General features: G+C 44.4%; 21 protein-coding genes. 18 read left to right on the top strand and 3 right to left on the bottom strand.

Annotated elements, in window-relative coordinates; genetic code table 11:
* Positions 1–155: 155 nt before the first annotated feature.
* The 12 genes from JN178_RS15780 to JN178_RS15725 all read left to right on the top strand — a co-directional run bounded on the left by JN178_RS15780 (position 156) and on the right by JN178_RS15725 (position 12,175).
* Positions 156–863, top strand: coding sequence for a DUF6776 family protein (locus tag JN178_RS15780; protein ID WP_202262355.1), 708 nt, complete (start codon positions 156–158; stop codon positions 861–863).
* Between the two features lie 60 nt (positions 864–923).
* On the top strand, positions 924–2,309 hold the full coding sequence (locus JN178_RS15775) for a class II fumarate hydratase (protein ID WP_202262354.1): 1,386 nt from the start codon (positions 924–926) through the stop codon (positions 2,307–2,309).
* 217 nt (positions 2,310–2,526) lie between these two features.
* The gene (gene minC / locus JN178_RS15770) at positions 2,527–3,285 is read left to right on the top strand and encodes a septum site-determining protein MinC (RefSeq protein ID WP_202262353.1); all 759 of its coding nucleotides are present in this window, start codon (positions 2,527–2,529) and stop codon (positions 3,283–3,285) included.
* A gap of 55 nt (positions 3,286–3,340) precedes the next feature.
* Entirely contained in the window at positions 3,341–4,150 is an 810-nt protein-coding gene (minD, locus tag JN178_RS15765; RefSeq protein WP_159626547.1) for a septum site-determining protein MinD, read from the top strand.
* Positions 4,150–4,407: a cell division topological specificity factor MinE gene (gene minE, locus JN178_RS15760; protein ID WP_159626548.1), complete on the top strand. Its 258-nt coding sequence runs from the start codon at positions 4,150–4,152 to the stop codon at positions 4,405–4,407. The genes minD and minE overlap by 1 nt, the downstream gene beginning before the upstream one ends.
* Before the next feature lie 192 nt (positions 4,408–4,599).
* Positions 4,600–6,057: a sensor histidine kinase gene (locus JN178_RS15755; protein ID WP_202262352.1), complete on the top strand. Its 1,458-nt coding sequence runs from the start codon at positions 4,600–4,602 to the stop codon at positions 6,055–6,057.
* Positions 6,054–7,529, top strand: a complete 1,476-nt coding sequence (locus JN178_RS15750) for a sigma-54-dependent transcriptional regulator (RefSeq protein ID WP_202262351.1) — start codon at positions 6,054–6,056, stop codon at positions 7,527–7,529. Before JN178_RS15755 ends, JN178_RS15750 begins: the two co-directional genes overlap by 4 nt.
* Before the next feature lie 62 nt (positions 7,530–7,591).
* Positions 7,592–8,008 carry a hypothetical protein gene (locus JN178_RS15745; protein ID WP_202262350.1) on the top strand — a complete coding sequence of 139 codons (417 nt, stop codon included), beginning with the start codon at positions 7,592–7,594 and terminating at the stop codon, positions 8,006–8,008.
* A 305-nt stretch (positions 8,009–8,313) separates the two neighbouring features.
* A complete protein-coding gene (locus JN178_RS15740) occupies positions 8,314–8,958 on the top strand; it encodes a sugar transferase (protein WP_202262349.1) in 645 nt (214 codons plus the stop codon).
* 452 nt (positions 8,959–9,410) lie between these two features.
* Positions 9,411–10,364: a glycosyltransferase family 2 protein gene (locus tag JN178_RS15735; RefSeq protein ID WP_202262348.1), complete on the top strand. Its 954-nt coding sequence runs from the start codon at positions 9,411–9,413 to the stop codon at positions 10,362–10,364.
* Entirely contained in the window at positions 10,361–11,176 is an 816-nt protein-coding gene (locus JN178_RS15730; protein WP_202262347.1) for a glycosyltransferase family 2 protein, read from the top strand. Before JN178_RS15735 ends, JN178_RS15730 begins: the two co-directional genes overlap by 4 nt.
* A gap of 9 nt (positions 11,177–11,185) precedes the next feature.
* The gene (locus JN178_RS15725; protein ID WP_202262346.1) at positions 11,186–12,175 is read left to right on the top strand and encodes a GGDEF domain-containing response regulator; all 990 of its coding nucleotides are present in this window, start codon (positions 11,186–11,188) and stop codon (positions 12,173–12,175) included.
* 18 nt (positions 12,176–12,193) lie between these two features.
* On the opposite strand, the gene JN178_RS15720 is transcribed toward JN178_RS15725, so the two are convergent.
* Complete coding sequence (locus tag JN178_RS15720; protein WP_202262345.1) at positions 12,194–13,012, bottom strand: polyphosphate kinase 2 family protein; 819 nt, start codon at positions 13,010–13,012, stop codon at positions 12,194–12,196.
* Between the two features lie 198 nt (positions 13,013–13,210).
* On the opposite strand from JN178_RS15720, the gene erpA reads away from it, so the two are divergent.
* The 4 genes from erpA (at position 13,211) to JN178_RS15700 (ending at position 17,130) form a co-directional block, all read left to right on the top strand.
* The gene (erpA, locus tag JN178_RS15715) at positions 13,211–13,555 is read left to right on the top strand and encodes an iron-sulfur cluster insertion protein ErpA (RefSeq protein WP_159626566.1); all 345 of its coding nucleotides are present in this window, start codon (positions 13,211–13,213) and stop codon (positions 13,553–13,555) included.
* A 250-nt stretch (positions 13,556–13,805) separates the two neighbouring features.
* Positions 13,806–14,291 (top strand): (2Fe-2S)-binding protein, encoded by a 486-nt coding sequence (locus JN178_RS15710; protein WP_202262344.1) that lies wholly within the window; start codon positions 13,806–13,808, stop codon positions 14,289–14,291.
* Positions 14,291–16,516, top strand: a complete 2,226-nt coding sequence (locus tag JN178_RS15705) for a xanthine dehydrogenase family protein molybdopterin-binding subunit (protein ID WP_202262343.1) — start codon at positions 14,291–14,293, stop codon at positions 16,514–16,516. Before JN178_RS15710 ends, JN178_RS15705 begins: the two co-directional genes overlap by 1 nt.
* Positions 16,517–16,557: 41 nt before the next feature.
* Positions 16,558–17,130, top strand: coding sequence for a glutathione S-transferase family protein (locus JN178_RS15700; protein ID WP_202262342.1), 573 nt, complete (start codon positions 16,558–16,560; stop codon positions 17,128–17,130).
* 20 nt (positions 17,131–17,150) lie between these two features.
* Here the strand turns inward: JN178_RS15700 and JN178_RS15695 are convergent, their stop codons facing one another.
* Positions 17,151–18,152 carry a D-2-hydroxyacid dehydrogenase gene (locus JN178_RS15695; protein WP_202262341.1) on the bottom strand — a complete coding sequence of 334 codons (1,002 nt, stop codon included), beginning with the start codon at positions 18,150–18,152 and terminating at the stop codon, positions 17,151–17,153.
* 153 nt (positions 18,153–18,305) lie between these two features.
* On the opposite strand from JN178_RS15695, the gene JN178_RS15690 reads away from it, so the two are divergent.
* Together JN178_RS15690 and JN178_RS15685 are read left to right on the top strand one after the other, a co-directional pair.
* Positions 18,306–20,108 (top strand): trans-sulfuration enzyme family protein, encoded by a 1,803-nt coding sequence (locus tag JN178_RS15690; protein WP_202262340.1) that lies wholly within the window; start codon positions 18,306–18,308, stop codon positions 20,106–20,108.
* A gap of 149 nt (positions 20,109–20,257) precedes the next feature.
* Entirely contained in the window at positions 20,258–20,704 is a 447-nt protein-coding gene (locus tag JN178_RS15685; protein ID WP_202262339.1) for an SRPBCC family protein, read from the top strand.
* 61 nt (positions 20,705–20,765) lie between these two features.
* On the opposite strand, the gene JN178_RS15680 is transcribed toward JN178_RS15685, so the two are convergent.
* A complete protein-coding gene (locus JN178_RS15680) occupies positions 20,766–21,887 on the bottom strand; it encodes an alkene reductase (RefSeq protein WP_202262338.1) in 1,122 nt (373 codons plus the stop codon).
* Positions 21,888–21,942 lie beyond the last annotated feature (55 nt).

The following is a 21,942-nucleotide window of genomic DNA, read 5'->3' as shown; positions in this document are numbered from 1 at the left end:
CATAAACACTTAAATTTCATAATGTTTTAGGCTCTATGTCGAGTTCGCCTATTCGTGCGAGTATTACTAATATTGGGTGACGTATAAAACCACCGCCAAGCCGTGTTTTAACGTGCGCTGTGGTATTGAAGGTGCGTAGTTGGAAAATTGCAATAATGACAACCGATCAATTAAAACAAATCGTAGGTAACTACAAATGGACTTTCATCGTCGCCATTGCGCTATCTGCAATGGTGATATTTGGTTATCAACTAGCACGCGTTGTTGACCAAGGCGATAGCAAAAAAGTGGCGGCACAAAATGAAACTATTGCCATTTTGTCAAATGAAAACAACACGCTGACTACACAAGTTAATCAACTTGAAGTAGCGCTAGAACTAGCAAAGCGTGAAACAGATTCAATGACTAAAAAAGTGAGTGAGCAAAAAAGAGAACTAGAAGCACAGCAAGAGTTGCTGACGTTTTATGAACGCGTTATGGCGCCTGAAAAATCTGAAGCCATGCTGGCTATCGAAGGCGTTGAAGTATTCAAAATTGATAAGAATCGCTTTCAACTTCGTATGGTGCTGTTGCAATCTCGTCAACAAAAAACAGTGATTAACGGCAATTTGAAAGTGAGTCTGCAAGGCACGAAAGAGGGCCGTGAACTTAGGCTTAAATCAGGCGAAGCCCTCTTCCTGTCTGAGGATATCAAGTACCGCTTTCGTTTTTTCCAAGCAATTAATGTAGAAATAGTACTACCTGAGGGCTTTGAGCCCGACACCATTTTGTTTTCATCATCGGTGTATCAATACAAAACGCGCAAAGAAACGTTTGAATTAAGTGTCCCGTGGGAGCAAGCGCTCGCCGTAGAGCTAGAATGATCGTATCGCTGTTTTTTACCTATAAAAGAACAATACGCTCTGATAGGTAAGGAAACGACGATGGCAGAAACGCGAATAGAAAAAGACAGTATGGGGGAGTTGGCCGTGCCGGTGGACGCTCTGTACGGTGCGCAAACCCAACGTGCAATAGAGAACTTCCCTATAAGCGGGCAGGCCATGCCAGAAGCGTTTGTTCGTGCGCTTATTACCATTAAAAAAGCCGCCGCTCGCGCTAACCAGAAATTGGGTGTGTTAGACGATACACGCGCACAAGCAATAATTGATGGGTGTGACAGCCTGTTAAGTAACGCTAACATCATGAAACACTTTCCGGTAGATGTGTTTCAAACGGGCTCGGGTACGAGCTCTAACATGAATGCTAATGAAGTTATCGCGTATTTGGCGAGTAAACAATCTGATAGCAATGTACACCCCAATGACCACGTTAATTTAGGGCAAAGTTCAAACGACGTTATTCCTACCGCTATTCATGTTAGTGCTGCAATAGAGGTAAGCAATGAATTAGTGCCAGCCCTAGATATACTCATAAAGATAATAGAAGACAAAGCCCAAACCCTTAGTGCTTATTGTAAGACGGGGCGCACCCATCTTATGGATGCTATGCCAGTTAGAATGGATCAGAGTATTACGGCGTGGGCATCGCAGTTAAAGCAACATCGCTGGCATCTAAAGACCCTGCAAGCTCCCTTACATACGTTAGCCCAAGGCGGTACTGCGGTAGGAACAGGGGTGAACTCCCATCCTGAGTTTGCGACGACTTTTTGTGATGTACTATCGCAGTTAACCGGGCTTGAATTTACACCGGCACAAGATTGCTTTGCCTTAATAAGCGCACAAGACACGGCGGTAGCCCTGTCGGGAGTGCTCAAAGGAATTGCGGTTACATTAATGAAGATAGCTAATGACCTGCGGTGGATGAATTCAGGGCCATTGGCGGGCTTAGGTGAAATTACACTACCAGCGCTTCAACCAGGCTCATCCATTATGCCAGGAAAAGTAAATCCAGTAATTCCAGAAGCGGTCGCGATGGCCGCCGCGCAAGTGATGGGCAATGACACTACAATTTCGATAGCAGGTCAGTCTGGAAACTTCGAGTTAAACGTTATGCTTCCCTTGATAGCTAATAACCTTCTGACAAGTTTGTCGCTAATCACCAACAGTGCAGTTGCCTTGGGCGAGAAAGCAATTCGCGACTTTTCTGTGAATCAAGACAACTTAGCGTCGTCGTTATATAAAAATCCAGTATTAGTAACGGCGTTAAACCCTATCATTGGCTATGCAAAAGCCGCAGAGATTGCCAAAGCCGCCTATAAAGAGAAAAAGCCAGTGGTAGAGGTGGCTGCACGCATGACTGATATCCCAAAAGACGAGCTTGAAGCGTTGCTAGACCCAACAAAATTAACGTCAAAACAGCCCCTAGATTAATACCGTTTTATTTTGTTTATTTCAGCCTGCTAGCAATTAGTAGGATGGGGTTGGTTATTATATGACCGGTTGTTGGCACGTTCTTCGCTTATTCATGCTTTCTCGCTGCTTAACAGTTGCCGTAGAAAGGATTTTTGATACAGTGACGTCATAAACAGGCTTGGCCTTTAATGTATGTAAAGGTTGTGAGGTTACAGAGCCTTTTCGGGAAGAACAAATGACAGAAACGTGCTTTCGCATGAAAGGCACAACGCTAACCAGCATTGTGCTAGAAGTAGTAGATTTTGAACCAGATGTTTTTGAGTCGCAGTTAAGCCAAAAAGTGGCAAGTGCGCCTCAATTTTTTACCCGCTCATCACTCATACTGCACATAGTGAAGCCGCTAGCGGCAACAGAGTTTGAACTACTGGTAGCGCTATGTAGACGCTTGCAGTTGCAACCGATGGCAGTAAAAGGTGAGGTCGGGGAGTTAAAACCCATTATCAATGACTTGGGCTTAGCAGATGTTAGCCAAAGCAAATTTACTGATTCTGCGCTTAAGGCGCAGCGAGTAGACGTTGCAACTCAAGACGACACCAAGAAAAATAGTCAAGAAACGAGTGACAAGATAGCACCGCAAGTTGCTAAACCACAAGTTGCACTATTTAAGCCAGCAAAAGTAGTGGCTCGTCCAGTGCGTTCTGGGCAACAAGTGTATGCAGAGGGAAGTGATTTAATTGTAACTGCGTCGGTGAGTGAAGGCGCTGAATTGCTTGCTGATGGCAATATACACGTGTATGGCACACTACGAGGAAGAGCGCTCGCAGGTGTTAAAGGTAATACACAAGCTCGCGTGTATTGTCAGGCGCTCGATGCAGAGCTTATTTCAATTGCTGGGCAGTTTATTATGCATGAATCGGTTAAAGGTGACTGCTGGAAAAAGCCTGCTCAAGTGTATTTAGAAGAAGAAACATTACGCATAGTGCCTTTGGCATAAAAACGTTAAAACAATCGCGCTAAAAATGTGCTGTGTGAAAAATAGGAATTAATAGATGGCAAAAATAATCGTAGTAACATCGGGTAAAGGTGGCGTTGGTAAAACAACATCAAGCGCAGCAATTAGTACTGGCCTTGCGTTAGCTGGACACAAAACCGTTGTCATTGATTTCGATGTAGGCCTTCGAAACTTAGACCTAATCATGGGCTGTGAACGCCGAGTTGTGTACGACTTCGTTAATGTAATTAATAAAGAAGCTACGCTGAAACAAGCGCTTATTAAAGACAAGCGCACTGACAACTTATTTATCTTACCTGCATCTCAAACGCGAGATAAAGACGCACTGACCATTGAAGGTGTGCAAGCGGTGCTAGATGAGCTTAAAAATGACTTTGATTTCATTATTTGTGACTCACCTGCAGGTATTGAACAAGGCGCACAAATGGCTCTTTACTTTGCGGATGAAGCCATTGTAGTAACAAACCCAGAAGTATCATCGGTACGAGATTCAGACCGTATTCTTGGTATTTTACAGAGCAAATCGTTGCGCGCAGAAAAAGGTGAGTCGGTTAAAGAACATTTGCTATTGACGCGCTACAACCCAACACGCGTAGAAAGTGCAGAAATGCTTAGTGTTGCCGATGTAGAAGAAATCCTTGCTATTCCGCTTCTAGGTGTTATCCCAGAATCAGAAGCGGTACTTAAAGCGTCTAACCAAGGCCAGCCGGTCATTTTAGATTCTGAAGCTAACGCGGGGCAGGCATACTCTGACGCGGTTAAGCGTTTGTTGGGCGAGAGTGTGGAGCATCGTTTCCTTGAAGCCGAGAAGAAAGGATTCTTTAAACGCTTATTGGGAGGGAAGTAATGGGCATTTTTGATCTGCTGAAGAAAAAGCAAAAACCAAGTACAGCCGCAGTGGCGAAAGAGCGTTTACAAATTATTGTTGCACACGAACGCAAAAAACGCAGCGAGCCTGATTACCTTCCTATGATGCAACAAGAGATCATTCAAGTGATCAGGAAATACGTGACTATCGCGGATGACCAAGTTTCGGTTCAACTTGATAACAACGATGATTGCAGTGTCTTAGAGTTAAATGTGACGCTGCCTGACTCACAGTAGCGAGCAATTTGATACTTCATTTATAAAAGCGACCTAGCCTGTCTGACTAGGTCGCTTTTTTTATTTGAAATATAAAAAACTATTCTTTTTTCAAAGACTTTATACGTTTGGCTTATGTACAAAGTGTGTTTCTAATCTAAACTGAAAAAACACATAACGCATCAGTGGTCATTGTTTTCATAGGAAGTCGATATGCAACGGAGTTTAGAGCAAGAAGTTGCGCACCTCAAAAGGCGGCTAGAGCGCGAGAAAAAAGCGCGTGAGTCTGCAGAACAATTACTCGACGATTATGCAAAAAAGACCTTTATTGCTAACGAAAAGCTGCGAGACGCTGTTGCTGAAGTTGAGCATAAACAACAAGAAATAGAGTTCTTTGTAAAATCAACAACTGAATCAACCAGCGCAGAGAGTAATCAAACCTTGGTAGAGTCTTTACTTGGACTCTGCGCCACGTTTACTGACGCGAAATTTGCGGCGAGCTTTTATACCAATAATGGTATGCAATGCGAATCTCCAAGGGTTATTCGAAATAGCTTTAATACCACGCAAATAACGGATATCGAGCAATTAATCCCGTTTGACACTGAAGGTCTTCTTCCTTATTGGTGCATTCAAGAGCTAACATCGCCTGAAGCCGATAATTTATCTACGTGGCTGGTTTATTCCAATTTTCATTATGTCGATGGTGTTGATGGGTGGCTTGCCATGCTCATAGATTCAGCAGCTATTGATGAGGAAAAGCTTTACGTGCTTGACGCACATATTGCCCAGCTTCGACATAGCTTGGAAAAACTGAATGATAAAAGCGATACAGAGCAAATAGACGGCCTCAAAGTTGAGCTATCCGACGCGCGTAAGCAGCTTACTATAGCAGATAGGATGTCCTCTCTTGGCTTATTGGCCAGTGGTGTTGCCCACGAAATCAATAACCCTCTTGCGTTTATATCGGCAAATAACCGGTACTTAAAACAAGCATTGCTTCCGGCTATTAGTGGTTTGAAGCAAATTGCCGAGCAGTATGAAGGCACTGAGGCTGGTGATGCCATTCAAAATAACAATTTGGTTCGCCTTGAAGAAACGATTGCTGAAGTGTTGCAAGATAACATGGATGGAATAGACAGGCTTAGCAAGATAAGTGATAGTTTGCGAAAATTTGTTCATACCGGAGCAGATGAACTTTCTGCTGTGAATGTAAATGATGTTGTAAGTAATGTGGTTAAAATGGCATCGTTTAGTAAACAGAACAGCCAGCGTATTGATGTCGAGTACGCAAGTGGTAGCGCAAATGTAAATGCTAATCTTGGCGAGCTAGAGCAGGTGCTTCTAAATATAACGATAAATGCACTTCACGCTACCGAAAACAGCGGCAGTGTAACTATTAGTGTTGACGAGCACGTTGATAGTGTGTGTATCCACGTTAAAGACAATGGCGTCGGTATAAGCAAAGAAAATATGGCTAAAATTTTCTCACCGTTTTTTACCACTAAAGAGGTAGGAAAAGGCACGGGGCTGGGGCTGGCTATATCAAAAAGCATTGTAGAGGCCCATGGAGGCTCACTTGATGTGGAGTCTGAGTTGGGGCAGGGGACGTGCTTCACAATAGCGCTGCCTAAGGTAATGACAGCAGTAAATGCAGAGGCGATGGAATGACAGATAAATTAGATATCTTATTGGTTGATGACGAAGTAGCCGTCCAGCGCGCGCTTAAACGTACTTTAGAGTGCCTGATACCCTCCAATATTGATACGGCAAGTAGCGGAGAAGCTGGGCTTGAAGCGTGTCAAAACAAAACTTATGACATCGTTATCAGCGATTTATCTATGCCTGGTATGAGTGGTACCGAATTTCTTAAGCAGCTTTCTCATTCAGCACCTGAGACAATTCGCATAATGCTAACGGCGCACAGCGAGGCAGAACATGTTTTAGACGCCGTGAACGAAGCTAATGTATGGAGCTATCTTAAAAAACCATGGGACGATACACGGCTTGAGCTTGTTATTGGTCAAGCCGTGAAAATGCGCAAGACATTAATCGAGCGCAGCATGTTGCGTACAGCACTGGTTAAGGCTGAGTCACGAAGAAAGCGCACGGTTGAAGGTTTTATTGGTGAGTCAAAAGCGCTCAAAAATGTGTATTCGATTATTGAAAAGGCAGCGCCAAGCTCGGCCTCGGTATTTATCACCGGTGAAAGTGGCGTGGGTAAAGAAGTAGCAGCCTCTGCTATACATAACCTAAGTAAGCGCAAACACGACAATTTTGTGGCGCTTAACTGCGCCGCTATTCCCTCTGAGTTAATGGAGTCGGAAATTTTTGGTCATGTAAAAGGTGCATTTTCTGGTGCAGTTTCAAATCGTGACGGTGCAGCAACGCAAGCTGATAATGGCACGTTATTTTTAGATGAACTCGGCGAAATGGACATGGGGTTGCAGGCAAAAATTCTGCGCTTTATTCAAACAGGCACATTTCAGCGGGTAGGCTCGGGCAAGCTGGAAAAAGTGAATGTGCGCTTTATCGCCGCGACCAATCGGCAACCCCTTGAGGCAATAAAAGATGGGCATTTGCGAGAAGATCTGTTTTACAGGTTAAACGTGATAGCTCTTCATTTACCACCATTGCGGGAACGTGGAGATGATGTGTTGCTGTTAGCAAATCATTTTATGCGTTGCTATATGTCAGAAGAAAGTAAGATGTTCTCTGGCTTTTCTGATGATGCAAAAGCACTGCTGCGTAAGTTTTCTTGGCCTGGCAACGTACGCCAGCTTCAAAATTTAATCCACAGTTGTGTGGTAATGAACGACGGTCCATTGCTGACAGCAAGCATGTTAGCGTCTCAGCTTCCTGTAGAGCAAGCGCGTATCCAAACGGTTGCTGAACAGGAATGCGGGTCAATAGATGCAGCGTCTCATGAGACTGCGATTGCCGAGGAACCTTATGAGTCTGCTGCTTCACTGTCCAGTAAAGAGACGCCTGCACTGAACGAAAGTGATATCCACACGCTTGCGGATGTTGAACGCAAAGCAATTCAGGATGCAATTGCTTATTACGAAGACAATGTCGTTAAAGCAGCCAACGCGCTTGGTGTTAGTCCCTCGACACTATATCGCAAAATTCAGCAGTGGTAGGGCGTTTGGTCGGTACGTGTTGTTAAATACTTGCCTATTTACCTAAGCGAAAAGGGGGGCGTATGTCAAAAAGTAGTGAGCAGTCACACCCAATGCACGACCCTACAGTGAAAAGTCTTATGCAGCGTATGGAGCCGCATATTGCACAAAGCTTCACTGTAGAGCAACAGCTGGCACTTGCACGCGTTGTGGGCCTGCGTGGTGGTCGTGTGCATAGCATTGATATGCGCGCTACGGTCAAATTCCCGTTTTTGCCATGGAGTTTTTATCTTGTCTTTCTGGCAGGGAAAAACAGACGCCCACTTACGGCGAAAGAAAAGGCCTTTGCAGCGGCGTCGCTTTTTCTTATTGCCACATTAACTGTCATGATATTGAGTTTGTTAGGCCTCGTTGCGCTCTACATCATAAAATCACTTTTGGGTATCAATCTATTTGAAAGTTTCTCGCTTGGACTTTTCGACTGGCTAAAATCATCCTGACACGCCTTTAAAGCAGTAACTTATTAAAAGGGCTAAAAGCCCTTTTTCATTTTGAGAAAATGAAAACCTTTCTCTCTCGCAAAATGCCTATTCTTTTTCAGATTAAAAATCGCCCAGCGCCAAAATTTAGAGGGTAATATTTCTTTTTTCTTGTAAGATTTTGATTTTAATTGGTTTTGTCGGGTTGGCAAAAGCTTTGCAGTGTTGAGGGTAACCAAGCGCGATTACAAAGCATCAATAACGTACTTTGTAATCTACAGCAGTATTTTTCTTAGGCACGCAGACTGTGTCTTAGTAGGAGAAAGATGATGAAAACAGTATCCACAAAGTTTAACCACAACGCGACCAATCATAAAGGGTTACCTATTGCAGCACAGAAGATAGTGGCCCTACTTGGATTAGTTGCCTTATCTCCGCTGCTTATCATTGTCGCAACCTTAATAAAATTGGAAAGCCGCGGCCCACTTATTTTTTCACAAACTCGAGTTGGTGAACAAGGCCGTCAATTCAAGTGTTTTAAATTTCGGTCAATGTATACGCCAGACTCTCCTCAATGGGAAGTGGCAGCAAAAATGAAAAGTGACAGAGAAGGCATCTGTCAGAAAATGTACAGTGACCCGCGTATTACCCGTGTTGGCCGTGTTATTAGAAAGCTGTCCATCGACGAGCTACCTCAGCTATTTAATGTGTTAACGGGTGATATGGTGTTGGTAGGACCGCGCCCGCATCTTACGTCTGAGTACGAACAATACGATACAGAAACACTTGTACGTCTTAACTGTAAACCTGGCTTAACCGGCTTATGGCAAGTGTCAGGCCGCGCTGATACAACGTTTGAAGAGCAGTTAATGCTTGATAAAACCTATATTGCGCAACAAAGCTGGTTTTTCGATGTAAAAATTTTATTGGCCACCGTTCCCGCTGTTGTTACTGCAAGAGGCGCTTACTAATCTCCTTGTGTGCGCTGGTTGCCCTAAGCAGCATGTTGTTTATCAGCATGCTGCTTTTTTTATTTTTCAGCGATTATCCTAGTTCTCACTTTCCTTCCAACCCATTCTGTATCGCCTAGTACTGTTGAAAATATTTTGCCACTTGCGCTTTTGAATGCCGCCCGTTAATCCCGTCCGTTGTTTTCTTTTTTTCTTTTCATTGGTTATTTCTATAGGCAGATCTGAAATCGAATGAGCGGCGCACTCTCTTTTGCATCCTGCTTTTCGAGCGTTTCTTGTATTTTGCAAAATGCATAAAATGATGCTGTGCAAAATGAGAATATCACAACCTCGGAATAATGATTTGTGTGCTGGTTTTTGTTTAAGTTTATGAAATGTAGGGTTTTTTATGAATTGGCACTTCCTTTGCTGAATACCTTATAAGTCAGTGTTCTCAGTAGGAAGTAATCAACATGAAAGCATTATCTGTTGTTATCACCATGTACAATCAAGTGCAAAACATAGAAAGAGCAATCAAAAGCGTTCAGCGTCAAGCGCTGAAAGTGAATGAGATTATTGTTGTCGATGACGGCTCGACAGATGGCAGCGTTGAGCTTGTTCGCAATTTGAATGTCGAAAATCTAAACGTGGTTGAACTTTCTGGTTGCGGTATTGCAACAATGCGAAATGAAGGTGCAATGGCTGCAAAGAGCAATTATGTGGCTTTTCTAGGTGCTGATGATGAATGGCTTCCCTTCTTTACGCATGAAATGAGCCAGCTTCAAGAGAAGTATCCTACCTCAGATGTTTTCGCTACTCGTTATCAGTGCATGAGCGATAATGGCACACTGAGAGACGCTGACATTTACTTAAACTCGGTAAATCCTAACGGCTATTTACTGACTGACTTTTTCAAAATGGCAACGCTAGGAGATTTGCCCTTTACCGTATCTTCTATGATGGTGAAAAGGAGCAATTTTTTGGCCCTTGGTGGGTTTGCAGTAAGTGAGCATACCCGTGTACCCAAAGACTTTATTTTGCAAGCTGCGCTTGATGGCACTATTGCATATAGCCCAAACATTCATATGCACTGTCATACTCAGTGTCATAACCCAGGTGTAGAAGACTTGTTTCCCGTCGGTAATTACTCCTCAGCTGAGCGTTTGTACTCAATGGTGATGGCAGGCAATTATTCTGCTCAAATGCTTAAAAGTGTTCAGCGATACTGTGCAGTGCAGGGGCTAAATGCAGCGAAAACGTTTATCAAAAACGGCAATAGTCATATGGCAAAGTCTGTTTTGACCATGCCCATGTGCCAACACTATACGCGCTATTACTTGGCAATGTTTACACTGGTAAAACTGCACGCCGCCAAATCGCTATTAAGCAACGCGGTCGCCGCTCTTCGCAAGGAGTCGCAGGCATGAAAATCAATGCAATCATGTTGATAAAAGATCACGTTGATATAGTGGAAGAAGCGCTGCTGTACGCGATGAAGTTCTGCCATAGAATTTATATTTACGATAATCACTCTACAGATGGTAGCTGGGAGTTGGTAAATGAAATGGCATCTCGTTTCAAAGAGCTCGTCATTTTCGGACAAACAGACGAGCCAAGTAACCGCGGATTGCTTAATCGTATTTATAACCGCTATCACAACGAGTATACAAACGAAGACTGGTGGTATGTGTTACACCCAGATGAGTTACTCAGTGAGTCACCACAGGGGGATTTAAAAAGCGCATTGTTGGCAAACAAGAACGCAATGAATGTGTGGGTGGCACGTTTTTACTTAACTAATCAAGAAGTCACTGAGTTTGAGAGCGAAAATGTAAATGCCTCGATAGTGAAGCGCCGTAAATACTATTCAGTCAACAAAAGCGAACCGCGCTTTTTCACCAACGACCCTGTTCGCAAGTGGGAAGAGTCTTCATTATCACGTATTCCTGCATGGGCAACATCGGTGTCAAAGGATTTTGTTGTGTCGCGCAGTTACCCGATGAGAACGCCACAACAGGTAGAAAAACTGGCGAACAAACCCATGGCATTGAATGATTATCCCTGTGCTAGTTCACTCAACGAGTATCAAGGTGACGGTCACTTTATAGTGGGCAAGTCTGTGAAGCTGAGAGCGTTATTAGCGCGTATTCGAGGTGCCTTTTTAAAAAAACTTGGTATTCGTGTTAGCGCGACAGCAAACACGGTAAAGCACAACGTTACAACAACCAAACCAGTGTAGGAGTAAGTTATGCATAACCGCGCAAAAGCAAAAAAATACAGTGTGCTAATAGTGGAAGATGATGCATTGGCTCGCGCTACGCTTATTGGTATGTTGTGTAAAGAGTTTGACTGTAGCTATGTTGATGATGGCTTAGAAGCAATCCGATATTGCCAAAAGCATGAAACGCCGAATGTCATATTGATGGACTATCACATGCCTGAAGTAAACGGTGTAGATGCCTGCATTAAATTACGAGAGTGCAGTCGTTCTAAAGATATTCCGATAATATTTTTTACCGCAGACGAAGATTGTGAGTTACAAAAACAGTGTTGGACTGCTGGTGCGTCAGACTTTGTTGCTAAACCAGTTAAAGCCGATGTCTTAAAAATGCGGATATTGCATCAAATTAGCGTTAAGGCAAAAGAGCGTCACTTAGAGTCTTTAGCATGTAAAGATCAACTAACGTCATTACCCAATCGTCAATTTCTTATGCAAAGTGCACCGAGATTGATTAAACAGCTGAATCGCGAAAAAGCGAGTTTGTCGGTATTGATGGTTGATGTTGATAATTTCAAGAAGTACAACGATACCTATGGGCACCTTGACGGCGACAAAGTGCTAAAGGCCGTGGCAGGCGCGTTAAGTCAGTGTGCCAGAAGGCCGCTCGATTGCGTAATGCGCTTTGGTGGCGAAGAGTTTTTGATTTTGCTGCCCAAAACCTCGTTAGAAGATGCAGAGTTTATTGGTCATCGCATGACGCAAGCTGTTGAAGATTTGCTCATTACCAACAAGCACGCTAATCATGGTGTGGTAACGGTGAGTATAGGACTTGCATCAACGAAGCAGAAAGGAGCTATCAAGTTTGTCGATTTGATCAAACAAGCCGATAAAGCGCTGTACCATGCAAAGGCGACGGGTAAAAACCGAGTTTCGACAGGAGCAACAGCACGAGTTACTCCGGTAAAAAAGGCTACCTTACAACCTGTGTCGCCGTTAGTGGCTTATAGTTTTGGCTAATGGCTTTACAGACGGAATTCATTTTAACTGGGCTCTGTTAACATTAAGCTGTTGAGAAGCAAGCTCAATAACCTTGTCATCCAGTGGTGGTGGTGTGATATCAACACCTTCACAGAGCATATCGACAATATAGCGCAATGCATCCACCCTGGCTTGCCACTTGTGTTCGCCGTTAATAATATGCCATGGTGCATGGCTAGTGTGTGTTTGGACGAACATGTCATTAATAGCCTGAATGTAGTCTTTTCGCTTGCGTCTGTTGTGTAAATCTTCTTCTGTGAGTTTCCAGCGTTTAAAAGGGTTGTGAAGACGCTCTTCAAAGCGTTTTTTTTGCTCCTCTTCTGAGATATGCATGTAAAGTTTGATGACGCGAACTCCGCTATCACAAAGTGTACGTTCAAACTCGTTAATTTCTCTATACGCCCGTTGCCATTCACTTTGTGTGGCCAAACTATCCACGCGCTCAACGAGCACGCGTCCGTAGTGTGAGCGGTCAAATAACGTTAGTGAGCCCGGTGATGGAATTTGCTGCCAAAACCGATAGAGAAAGTGTTTGTCTTGTTCTTCTTTTGCTGGCTTAGCAACGGGAAATACATGCACACCCCGTGGGTCTAGTTTTTCAGTAATACGTCGAATTGTGCCTCCCTTACCTGACGCATCCCAGCCCTCAAAAATAATCAAGGCGCGACGCTTTTGATGAAAATAGGCCTGCTGGACGTGAAAAAGCGTTTCTTGGATAGACGCTAAGGCTTGCTTATAGTCTTCCTTGTCGCCGAATTGCGATTCAGGGAAGTCATCGAATAATACGGGGGGCGCACTTGCTGTACTAGATTCCATTGTTTGTTCACTATTAAGTAAAGCAGACGTTTAGAGTAAACATTTTTCAGCCCCGCGCCAACTAAGGGGAGTGCAATCCGTTGCCTTCACTCTTGATTCATTAAGTTTCGCCCCAATAGTTGATGAAATTAGTCAAGTATTAGATAATTGCGCATAGTGTTTGTGCGTTAGCACATTAAGTCCGGTTAAGAGGTGGGTATGTCTGTAGAAACGGCGTTGCCAATTGAGTTTTCTGATGCAGCGGCAGCAAAAGTGAAAACCCTTGTGACAGAAGAAGAAAATCCTGATTTGAAGCTACGTGTTTATGTAACAGGTGGTGGTTGTTCGGGGTTCCAATATGGCTTTACATTCGATGAAAAAGTCAATGAAGGTGATATGACCATCGAAAAAGACAGCGTAACCTTAGTGGTTGACCCTATGAGTCTTCAGTATCTTGTTGGTGGCGTTGTTGATTACGTCGATGGCCTTGAAGGCTCACGTTTTCTTGTTCAAAACCCTAATGCCACAACAACATGTGGTTGTGGTGCAAGCTTCAGCGTTTAGCATTTAAAACGCTTATACCTTTCTATGGCATGGTGATTTCTTGCGCCATGCCGACATGTTCTCACTTTCCTTTTTGTTTATTACTATCGTTGGCGCCTTGCTGACAATACTGCCTTACCGCTTTTGAACTTCTATTGGGTCAATTGACCTGTCTTGCCGATAAAGTGCATTGTCTTCACTCCTTAACTTGTCTAAGTTAACAATATAATTACAAGCATCAACATGCGACAACAGGCAAAAAGGAAAAAACATGAACAAAACCTTGTTCGTCAACGGGACCGAATACCCTATTGATGTCCCCGATAACATGCCACTATTGTGGTTTTTACGCGATAGATTGGAATTTACTGGCACCAAGTTTGGTTGTGGAAAAGGTTTGTGCGGTGCCTGTACAGTTCACGTTGATGGCCAAGCTACGCGCGCCTGTGTAATGCCTGTTAGCGCACTGGCAGGGCGCAAAATAACCACCATTGAAGGATTGTCTGAAGATGCTTCTCATCCGCTTCAAAAAGCCTGGGTTGAAGTAGGCGTCCCCCAATGTGGTTACTGTCAAGCTGGCCAAATAATGAATGCGGCAAGCCTGTTGTCTAACAACGCCACGCCAAGTGAGCAGGACATTGATAATGCGATGCAAGGCAATATTTGTCGTTGCGGCACTTATCAGCGTATTAAGAAGGCGATAAACATCGCGGCAAGTGAGTTGGCAAATTATGATTTGGCCAAGGAGGTGTCGTGATGCGTGCAAATATCGAAAGTTTGCTTATTACCCAGCGCGAAAAACAAGCGCAGTCATATACCGTAAAGCCATTATCGTTAAATCGCCGTCAGTTTTTGAAGGCAAGTGCGATTGGGGGCTGTGGGCTCATGGTCGGTGTTTCGCTTAATGTTAACGCGAGTAAGGTGGAAGCGGCAGAGTTTAGTCCCAATGCGTTTATTCATTTGCAACAAGATGGCAGTGTACTTATTTACTGCGGTCGTTGTGAAATGGGACAGGGGATCAGTACTGCTTTACCGTCGGTAGTGGCCGATGAAATGGAAGCTGATTGGTCGAAAGTCACTGTAGAGCAGGCTGAAGGCAACCAAGACAAATACGGTAGCCAAGCGACGGGAGGCTCTGCCAGTATTCGAACCATGTATGAACCCATGCGCAAAGCTGGTGCTGTAGCTAGGGAAATGCTGGTGGCTGCGGCAGCCAAGGCATTCAATACAAGTCCTGACAATTGCTATGCTCAAAATCATTTTGTTATTAACAAGAGCACAAATCAGAAATTAAGTTATGGCGAGTTGGCATGTGTTGCTGCAACAATGCCAACACCTGAAAATCCAACACTGAAGTCAAAGGCTGATTTTCGCTATATAGGCTCTCACTTGCCTCGCCATGATGTATCAAAAGTCGTACAAGGTAAGCGCGTTTACGGTGTAGATACCAAAGTTGCAGGAATGCAATATGCCGCTATTGTGCATTGTCCCGTGATGGGCGGCACATTGAAGTCGGTAGACAAAACTGAAGCCATGAAAGTGCAAGGTGTTACCGCGGTGGTCGAGATTGCGCCTATGAAAGTGCCATTTGGTTCGCTTGGTGGCGTTGCTGTGGTCGCAAATAACTCATGGTCTGCACAACAAGGCGTTGAAAAATTAAAAGTAGAGTGGGATAGAGGCGTACACGGCAGTTACGACACCACCTCCTACATGAAGACGTTAGTTGAAAACGTTGAAAAGCCCGCGAATAAAATTGCTGAGCGAGGGGATGTAGAATCGGCCTTTGAAAATGCTGACCAAACCCTATCGGCGACATTTACCGAAGGGCATTTAGTCCATGCTCCGATGGAGCCGAATGCCAGTGTTGTGTCGGTAGGCGATGGTGCTTGTGAGGTATGGGCATCCACACAAAGTCCTGACGATATTCAATCAGTACTTTCACAGTTTTTAGGTATCGATAAGAAAGCGGTAAAGGTTAATGTCATGATTAGTGGCGGTGCATTTGGACGGAAGTTCAAGTGTGACTACGTGCAAGAGGCCGCGGCTATATCAAAGGCGGTGGGAACACCCATACAGCTAACATGGACGAGAGAAGAAGACACGCGAACCGGCTTTTACCATTCAAACAGTGCTCAACATATTAAAGCGGCGCTAGATAAGGATGGCAATGTCACAGGTTGGCTGCATCGTGCCGCTTTCCCTTCAATAAACACGTTGTTTGACCCTTCAGTGCAATTTGCACCCGCGAATGCCATGAGTGAAATAGAGAACCACCCTTATGGTATTGCCAATTTACGCAGCGAGTCTGGTTTAGCGCCAGCACACACCCGTATTGGCTGGTACAGAGCAGTTTATGCTATTTTTTGGGGCTTTGCTTATGGCGTATTCACTGATGAGCTGGCTGAGAAAGCCGGTATAGATACCGCGACAATGTTGCATCGTTTATACGATAGTAATACTAACCCAGAACAGGCTGAACAAGTAAAACGCTCTAAAGGTGTACTTGACTTAGTCATTGAAAAGTCAGGCTATGGAAAGACGTTGCCTGAGGGAGAGGGGATCGGTATAGCGGTGCATTATAGTTTTCAGACATACATAGCCATGGCGGTGCATGTGCGTATGAAAGGTGACGACTTTGAAGTGCTTCGTGTGGATTCTGCTGTAGACTGCGGACAAGTGCTAAACAAAGACGGTGCTGCGGCGCAACAAGAGGGCGCAGTGGCGATGGGGATCTCATTGGCTAAGTACTGTGAAGTGTCGTTTAAAGACGGTGCAGTGGTAAACAGCAACTTTCACGACTACCCCGTTATGCGTATTACTGACATGCCTGAAGTTCATGTGCATTTTGTCGACTCAGATGCAAAGCCCACAGGACTTGGTGAGCCGGGTATGGCACCGTTTGCGCCAGCGCTAAGTAATGCCATCTATCATGCTTCAGGTACGCGTCATAGAAATCTACCAATCCAGCCAATGCGCACCTAAATGGTGTGTATTGGTTTATTCGATAATGAGCAGGTAACGTTATGAAACTGTACGGTTCTACCACATCACCATACGTGCGTCGTATACGCATTATCTTGGCGTCAACAGAGCATGAATTTCTTAATTTGCAGATTTTTTCTGGGGAAGATCGTGCGCTGTTGGCATCCCGCAATCCCACGTTAAAAGTGCCGTGTTTAGAAGACAACGGGCAGATGATTTTTGACTCGCGCGTCATTTATAATTATCTGGCGGATAAACTCGATTTAGATGGCCTTACGTGGGAAGAAGAGAATCAGCTAACGCTCATTGATGCGGCAAATGATTCTTTTGTTCAAATGATGCTGCTCAAGCGTTCAGACTTCGATATCAGCCAAGACAAAATGTACTTTACGCTTCAGCGAGAACGCATTGAGGCGGTGCTTGAAAGTCTCTGTGAGCAGCTTGATGCTGGCGGGTTTAGTACGTGGACCTACCCTGAAATATGTTTGTACTCTATGGTCGATTGGGTGCTTTTTCGAGAGCTTCACGATATGAAAAACTACCCCCAATTGCTCGAGTTTCATGAAAAGCACCACCACCGTATTGAAGTAACCGCTACCGACCCTCGCGGATAATAAATGCGCCTACAAGCGGGTTAATAACCTTTATCAAAGTCGAACTGATAAAGTAATGGCTCGCTTGCTAGGTAGCGAAAGGCATTTTCTAGAAAGACACTGGCGACATCCGATGGCTGAGATTCAGCTGCGGTGTGGGCAGTAATCGTTATTTTTGGATGTATCCAAAATGCATGGTCTTTTGGCAAGGGTTCTTGTTTAAAGACATCTAACACCGCGTGTTTTAAATATCCTGCATTTAAACACTTAATCAAGGCTTCATCATCTACTGCATTTCCGCGCCCTGCGTTAATGAAAACGCTGTGTGATTTTAGCGCTTTTAAAATGTCATCGGATATGAAGTTTTGAGTTTGTGGCGTATCAGGCATAAGGTTCACAAGATGATCAGCTTGACCTGCAAACTCCACTGCTGATTCTTGCGTGTACATGGCGTGTACACCATCAACAGCAGCTCCACTTCTACTTAACCCTACAACACGCATTTCAAAGGCGTGTGCTACAGGGATAAGTGCTTTGCCAATACTGCCAAGTCCAAGGATCCCCAAGGTTTGTCCGTGCAATGGTATACGTGGCGAGGCTTCCCACTTCGGTGGTTGCGCCTGTTGATTTTGGCGAAACATGGATGTGTTTCTGGCGTGTTCCAACAAATAAGCAAATACATATTCGCGCATTAGTTTACCAAAAATACCTTTTAGGCCGGTAAGGGTGTAGTCGGTTTTACTCGCACGCAGCAAAGGTGCATTACCTGCCCATGTCGACTGACACCATTTGATATTATGACATTGCTCAATTATCTCAGCTGCTAAATCGGGATCTGCAAGCAAGATATTTACGGCTTCAGGTTCAATTTCCTTAGGTGAGGTAGCAATTTTTTCAATATGAATTTTTGTATTCTTGCCCATTGCCAGGCTGTGGGATGTCGCGTTGCTTTCACTTAACTGCGTTGAAATTGCAGTTGCAATATCGTGGGCTTCATCACTTAAAATGGTGACTGATAAGCATGCATCAGCGCCTGAATTCATTCGCTTTTTTCTCCCAGAGTAAACTTTTCTTTCCTAATTAGTCAGCGCTTTTCGTGCGCAAGGTTGTTCTAATAATGTGATTTAAGTTTTACATTTTTGTAAATGAATTGATGTGTAATACATCGAGTTGGTATCAATATTAACGGAATAACTATGCAGTCTACTACGCAGTCTTCAATAAACGTTGCACACGCTAAAGTGCTATCACCAAAACGTAACACTACTGTTGCCGAAACTACAGAGGCACTGGTGGCCGAACAGCTTTCTCATTTTGGTATCGATGCATCAAGTGATTACGGCAAAGCGCTTGCTAATACCGCACACCATTTGTACGGCGCACAATCAAGTGTGATGCAATTGTGGGACATTACCAACAATACACTGCAAGGACTCGATAAAGAGGACAGAGTAGCTTATTTTAACGCCAAAAAGTTCCTTTCTTTCCAAATAGCGAAAATATTAGACACACTGCAAAACCCCTTTAGAGCAACCTATCAGAGTTTATCTGGTGGCAACGGTTCGCAAGGTCATTACCCGCTGTTTGATAACGTTACTGCATTGTTTTCAGCAACCCCTGTTGTGGTGCGCACGGCGACTTACGTGTATGCCTGTACCGAATGGGTAGATGACGCTTTTCAGGGTAAAGAGTTTACTCACCAAATTTATTCGCGTCTTCTCAACCCAACAAATATCTCTTTGGCAAACGCGATTGTTGATATGGAAGCAGGCCCTTATGCTGCAGAGTATTTAGCGTGGAACTTTAACTCAGGCATGGCTGCAATTGATGCGTGTTTGTCGAACGTATTGAGTCATGGTGATGTATTGATTGTATCGCGTAATGTGTATGGTGGTGTTTATCAATTACTGCATGATTATTTTGCTCGTAGTAATCGAATGGATATTCAAATCGCGTGGTTTGATGGTTACGACAAAGAAAGCTTTGCCGAATTTATGCAAGAAACCAAAAAGAAACATGCTGCGCGTTTGGACAACGGCGCTCGTATGCATGTGTATCTAGAGTCGCCATGTAACCCACATGGCTACGTACTCGATGTCCCAGGTATTTGTGAGCTTGCGCACGCTGAAGGCTCGCTGGTTATGCTTGATTCGACGCTAGCGACGCCTGTGCTGCATCAGCCTCTTCAGCACAAAAACAAAGCAGCAAGACCCGATTATGTTATGCACAGCTACACCAAAGACTTGTGTGGTAGCGGCGCGACTACTGCTGGTGTTGTTATCGGCGAAGGCCACAGAATGTTCCAGCCCAAAGGCAGTAATATTAATGGGGTAGATTGGTCTGAAACCATGTTCTGGGATGTGTACTACATCAAGGGCGCATTCTTAGATTCAGAAAAAGCCTTTGATGTGCTTAACGGTATGAAGACGCTAGAACAGCGCATGATGACAAAGGTCATCAATACCGAGGTGTTTACTTCTTTCCTTAATGCACACGAACAAATTCGCGTTAACTGTCATGCATTGCCACAGCACAGCAACGCGGGCCTGCGTGAAAAACAGCATACACACGGTTGGCCTTGCACGCTATTTACGGTCGATATGGCACCAGCGAATTTACCTCGAGATGTGTTCACGCGTTTCTTTGATGCGTTAGAGCCTGCCTTTAGTCACCAAGTGAGTATTGGACAGAACAACACCATCATACTTTGCCCTGCCTTAACGTCGCATTCTGAATTAAGTACAGAAGAGCAAAAGAAAGCGGGTATCGAGCTTACTACCATGCGTATTGCGATGGGTACGGACAACGTTAAACAGCTTATTGCGCATTTCATGTTGGCGGCGAAACACTTTATCGAACCTCATGCCCCCGGTTTCTGTAACAAGTTTATGGCCATGGATGACATCGACACCTTATATCTGAGCGTTAGTGAGCGCGTGTGTGCCCAGCATTTTGGTAGTAAGCCAAGTATGGCATCACTGATGAAAGGGCATGACTAAGTCGAAGCTCACTTAATACTCGCTGCTGTACTTATACTCAAGTAATTAAAGCGGTAGTCGATAATTACAATGAGGATGTACTCCTTCTCCCGGGCCTTTCCTTACGCGGGCTCGGGATTTTTTTTGCTCACGGTTATTAAGGCAGCGCTATGCACCAGTTTAAAATAGATGTCACATTAGATGCATCATTACCCTTTGTTTTTGCGGCATTTCATGAACCTGAATATTTATCAGAATGGTTTGCGCCAGGCGATTGCGTTGTGACACAAATCATGAGTGATTTTAAAGAAGGGGGGCGTTACCGCATTAAGCTGATGGAGCCTAGCGGTGTGGAAATGTCATTAACAGGGGAATACACGACGATTTTGGCCAATGAGCAATTGACCTTTTCGTGGGCGTGGGAAGATGACTTAGAAGACTCTGTGATGACGTCGGTAGACATTCATTTTGAAAAGACTGAAGAAGGATATGTAAGGCTGGTGCTAGTGCAAAGTGGCTTTGCTAACAAAGAAGAGTGTCAGCAGCACAATCATGCCTGGATGTCGTGTCTTGAAAAACTGGCGGTGTTAGCCAATCAGAAAACAGGGTTTAACTGATTCACTCAGTCAGTCAATCAATTAAGGTGGAGCAAGGCCCCACCTTTTTTAACTAATGCAGTTAACATAATGCTTCAAGTGCATCTTTGCCTGTTTCTTCCTTATAAGTAGTGAAATCATTGTAGCCTTCTACGCTATTTCCATACCAGCTAGCAGGATCATCGAATGCGGTTAATGGGTAATCGTTTGCAAAACGAGTAGGTAAATCTGGGTTAGTTATCCACGGTCGGCCAAAGGCCACCATATCACCGTCACCATCACTAATGCGTTTTTCCGCGTCTTCTTTTGTATAGCCACAGTTCCCAATTAGCATGCCATCAAAAAGCGCTCTGAACTCGGCCAATGTCATTGGTTCACCGCGTTCGTGAAATCCAAAGGCAAGTCCGTCCATAACGTGTAAATATCCCACCTTGAGCGCATTAAGTTGTTGTGCAACGTAGGTGAAGGTTTCTCTGAAGTCATCAGCGCCCATGTCGTTAAATACGCCATTTGGTGATAGACGCACACCAACCTGTTCTGCCGGCCATACACTTAGCACCGCATCCATAACTTCAGACAAAAAGCGGTATCTGTTCTCAAGTGAGCCACCATAATTGTCATCTCGTTGATTACTTCGGCTGTCAAGGAACTGATTGATTAGATAGCCATTTGCAGCATGCACTTCAACGCCGTCAAAACCTGCAGCTTTCGCATTAATAGCTGCTTTTTTGTAGTCTGCGACTGTGCGCTTAATGTCATCCAACGTCATGGCCCTTGGGACTTCGTACTCTTTTTTACCTTTGGGGGTGTGAATTTCATCGCCCTCAATTTTTATTGCAGACGCCGATAAAGGTAAATCGCCATTGTGGAAATCACTGTGCGATGCACGCCCCGTATGCCATAACTGCAATACCATTTTTCCGCCCGCTTCGTGAACGCGGTTTACTACCGAGCGCCAACCTTCGACCATGGCATTGGTATAGATTCCTGGCGACTCTACCCAACCATTCCCTTCTTCAGAGATAGATGTTGCTTCTGAAATAATAAGGCCTGCTTCAGCACGCTGAACATAGTGATCGCCGATAATCTTGTTTGGTACACGGTCAGGTCCAGCGCGACCTCGTGTTAGTGGGGCAAGCACCATTCGATTTTTCAATGTTTGGCCAGCCCAATCGAAAGGCTTAAAAAGTACTGAGTCTGTCATTAGTTGTCCTATATCTTTGTTAGTCAAAGTTAATGTGATTACAGAGATAGACACT

The organism is Alteromonas sp. KC3 (assembly GCF_016756315.1).
In the GTDB taxonomy this organism is placed as follows: Bacteria; Pseudomonadota; Gammaproteobacteria; order Enterobacterales; family Alteromonadaceae; genus Alteromonas.
The sequence above is the reverse complement of the archived record's forward strand: the minus strand, read 5'-3'. Positions and strand labels throughout refer to the sequence as shown.

What these genes read in the sequence shown, in the direction of transcription:
- JN178_RS15780 (WP_202262355.1), top strand. Translation starts at nt 156, where the DNA reads ATGACAACCGATCAATTAAAACAAATCGTAGGTAACTACAAATGGACT.
- JN178_RS15775 (WP_202262354.1), top strand. Translation starts at nt 924, where the DNA reads ATGGCAGAAACGCGAATAGAAAAAGACAGTATGGGGGAGTTGGCCGTG.
- minC (WP_202262353.1), top strand. Translation starts at nt 2,527, where the DNA reads ATGACAGAAACGTGCTTTCGCATGAAAGGCACAACGCTAACCAGCATT.
- minD (WP_159626547.1), top strand. Translation starts at nt 3,341, where the DNA reads ATGGCAAAAATAATCGTAGTAACATCGGGTAAAGGTGGCGTTGGTAAA.
- minE (WP_159626548.1), top strand. Translation starts at nt 4,150, where the DNA reads ATGGGCATTTTTGATCTGCTGAAGAAAAAGCAAAAACCAAGTACAGCC.
- JN178_RS15755 (WP_202262352.1), top strand. Translation starts at nt 4,600, where the DNA reads ATGCAACGGAGTTTAGAGCAAGAAGTTGCGCACCTCAAAAGGCGGCTA.
- JN178_RS15750 (WP_202262351.1), top strand. Translation starts at nt 6,054, where the DNA reads ATGACAGATAAATTAGATATCTTATTGGTTGATGACGAAGTAGCCGTC.
- JN178_RS15745 (WP_202262350.1), top strand. Translation starts at nt 7,592, where the DNA reads ATGTCAAAAAGTAGTGAGCAGTCACACCCAATGCACGACCCTACAGTG.
- JN178_RS15740 (WP_202262349.1), top strand. Translation starts at nt 8,314, where the DNA reads ATGATGAAAACAGTATCCACAAAGTTTAACCACAACGCGACCAATCAT.
- JN178_RS15735 (WP_202262348.1), top strand. Translation starts at nt 9,411, where the DNA reads ATGAAAGCATTATCTGTTGTTATCACCATGTACAATCAAGTGCAAAAC.
- JN178_RS15730 (WP_202262347.1), top strand. Translation starts at nt 10,361, where the DNA reads ATGAAAATCAATGCAATCATGTTGATAAAAGATCACGTTGATATAGTG.
- JN178_RS15725 (WP_202262346.1), top strand. Translation starts at nt 11,186, where the DNA reads ATGCATAACCGCGCAAAAGCAAAAAAATACAGTGTGCTAATAGTGGAA.
- JN178_RS15720 (WP_202262345.1), bottom strand. Translation starts at nt 13,012, where the DNA reads ATGGAATCTAGTACAGCAAGTGCGCCCCCCGTATTATTCGATGACTTC.
- erpA (WP_159626566.1), top strand. Translation starts at nt 13,211, where the DNA reads ATGTCTGTAGAAACGGCGTTGCCAATTGAGTTTTCTGATGCAGCGGCA.
- JN178_RS15710 (WP_202262344.1), top strand. Translation starts at nt 13,806, where the DNA reads ATGAACAAAACCTTGTTCGTCAACGGGACCGAATACCCTATTGATGTC.
- JN178_RS15705 (WP_202262343.1), top strand. Translation starts at nt 14,291, where the DNA reads ATGCGTGCAAATATCGAAAGTTTGCTTATTACCCAGCGCGAAAAACAA.
- JN178_RS15700 (WP_202262342.1), top strand. Translation starts at nt 16,558, where the DNA reads ATGAAACTGTACGGTTCTACCACATCACCATACGTGCGTCGTATACGC.
- JN178_RS15695 (WP_202262341.1), bottom strand. Translation starts at nt 18,152, where the DNA reads ATGAATTCAGGCGCTGATGCATGCTTATCAGTCACCATTTTAAGTGAT.
- JN178_RS15690 (WP_202262340.1), top strand. Translation starts at nt 18,306, where the DNA reads ATGCAGTCTACTACGCAGTCTTCAATAAACGTTGCACACGCTAAAGTG.
- JN178_RS15685 (WP_202262339.1), top strand. Translation starts at nt 20,258, where the DNA reads ATGCACCAGTTTAAAATAGATGTCACATTAGATGCATCATTACCCTTT.
- JN178_RS15680 (WP_202262338.1), bottom strand. Translation starts at nt 21,887, where the DNA reads ATGACAGACTCAGTACTTTTTAAGCCTTTCGATTGGGCTGGCCAAACA.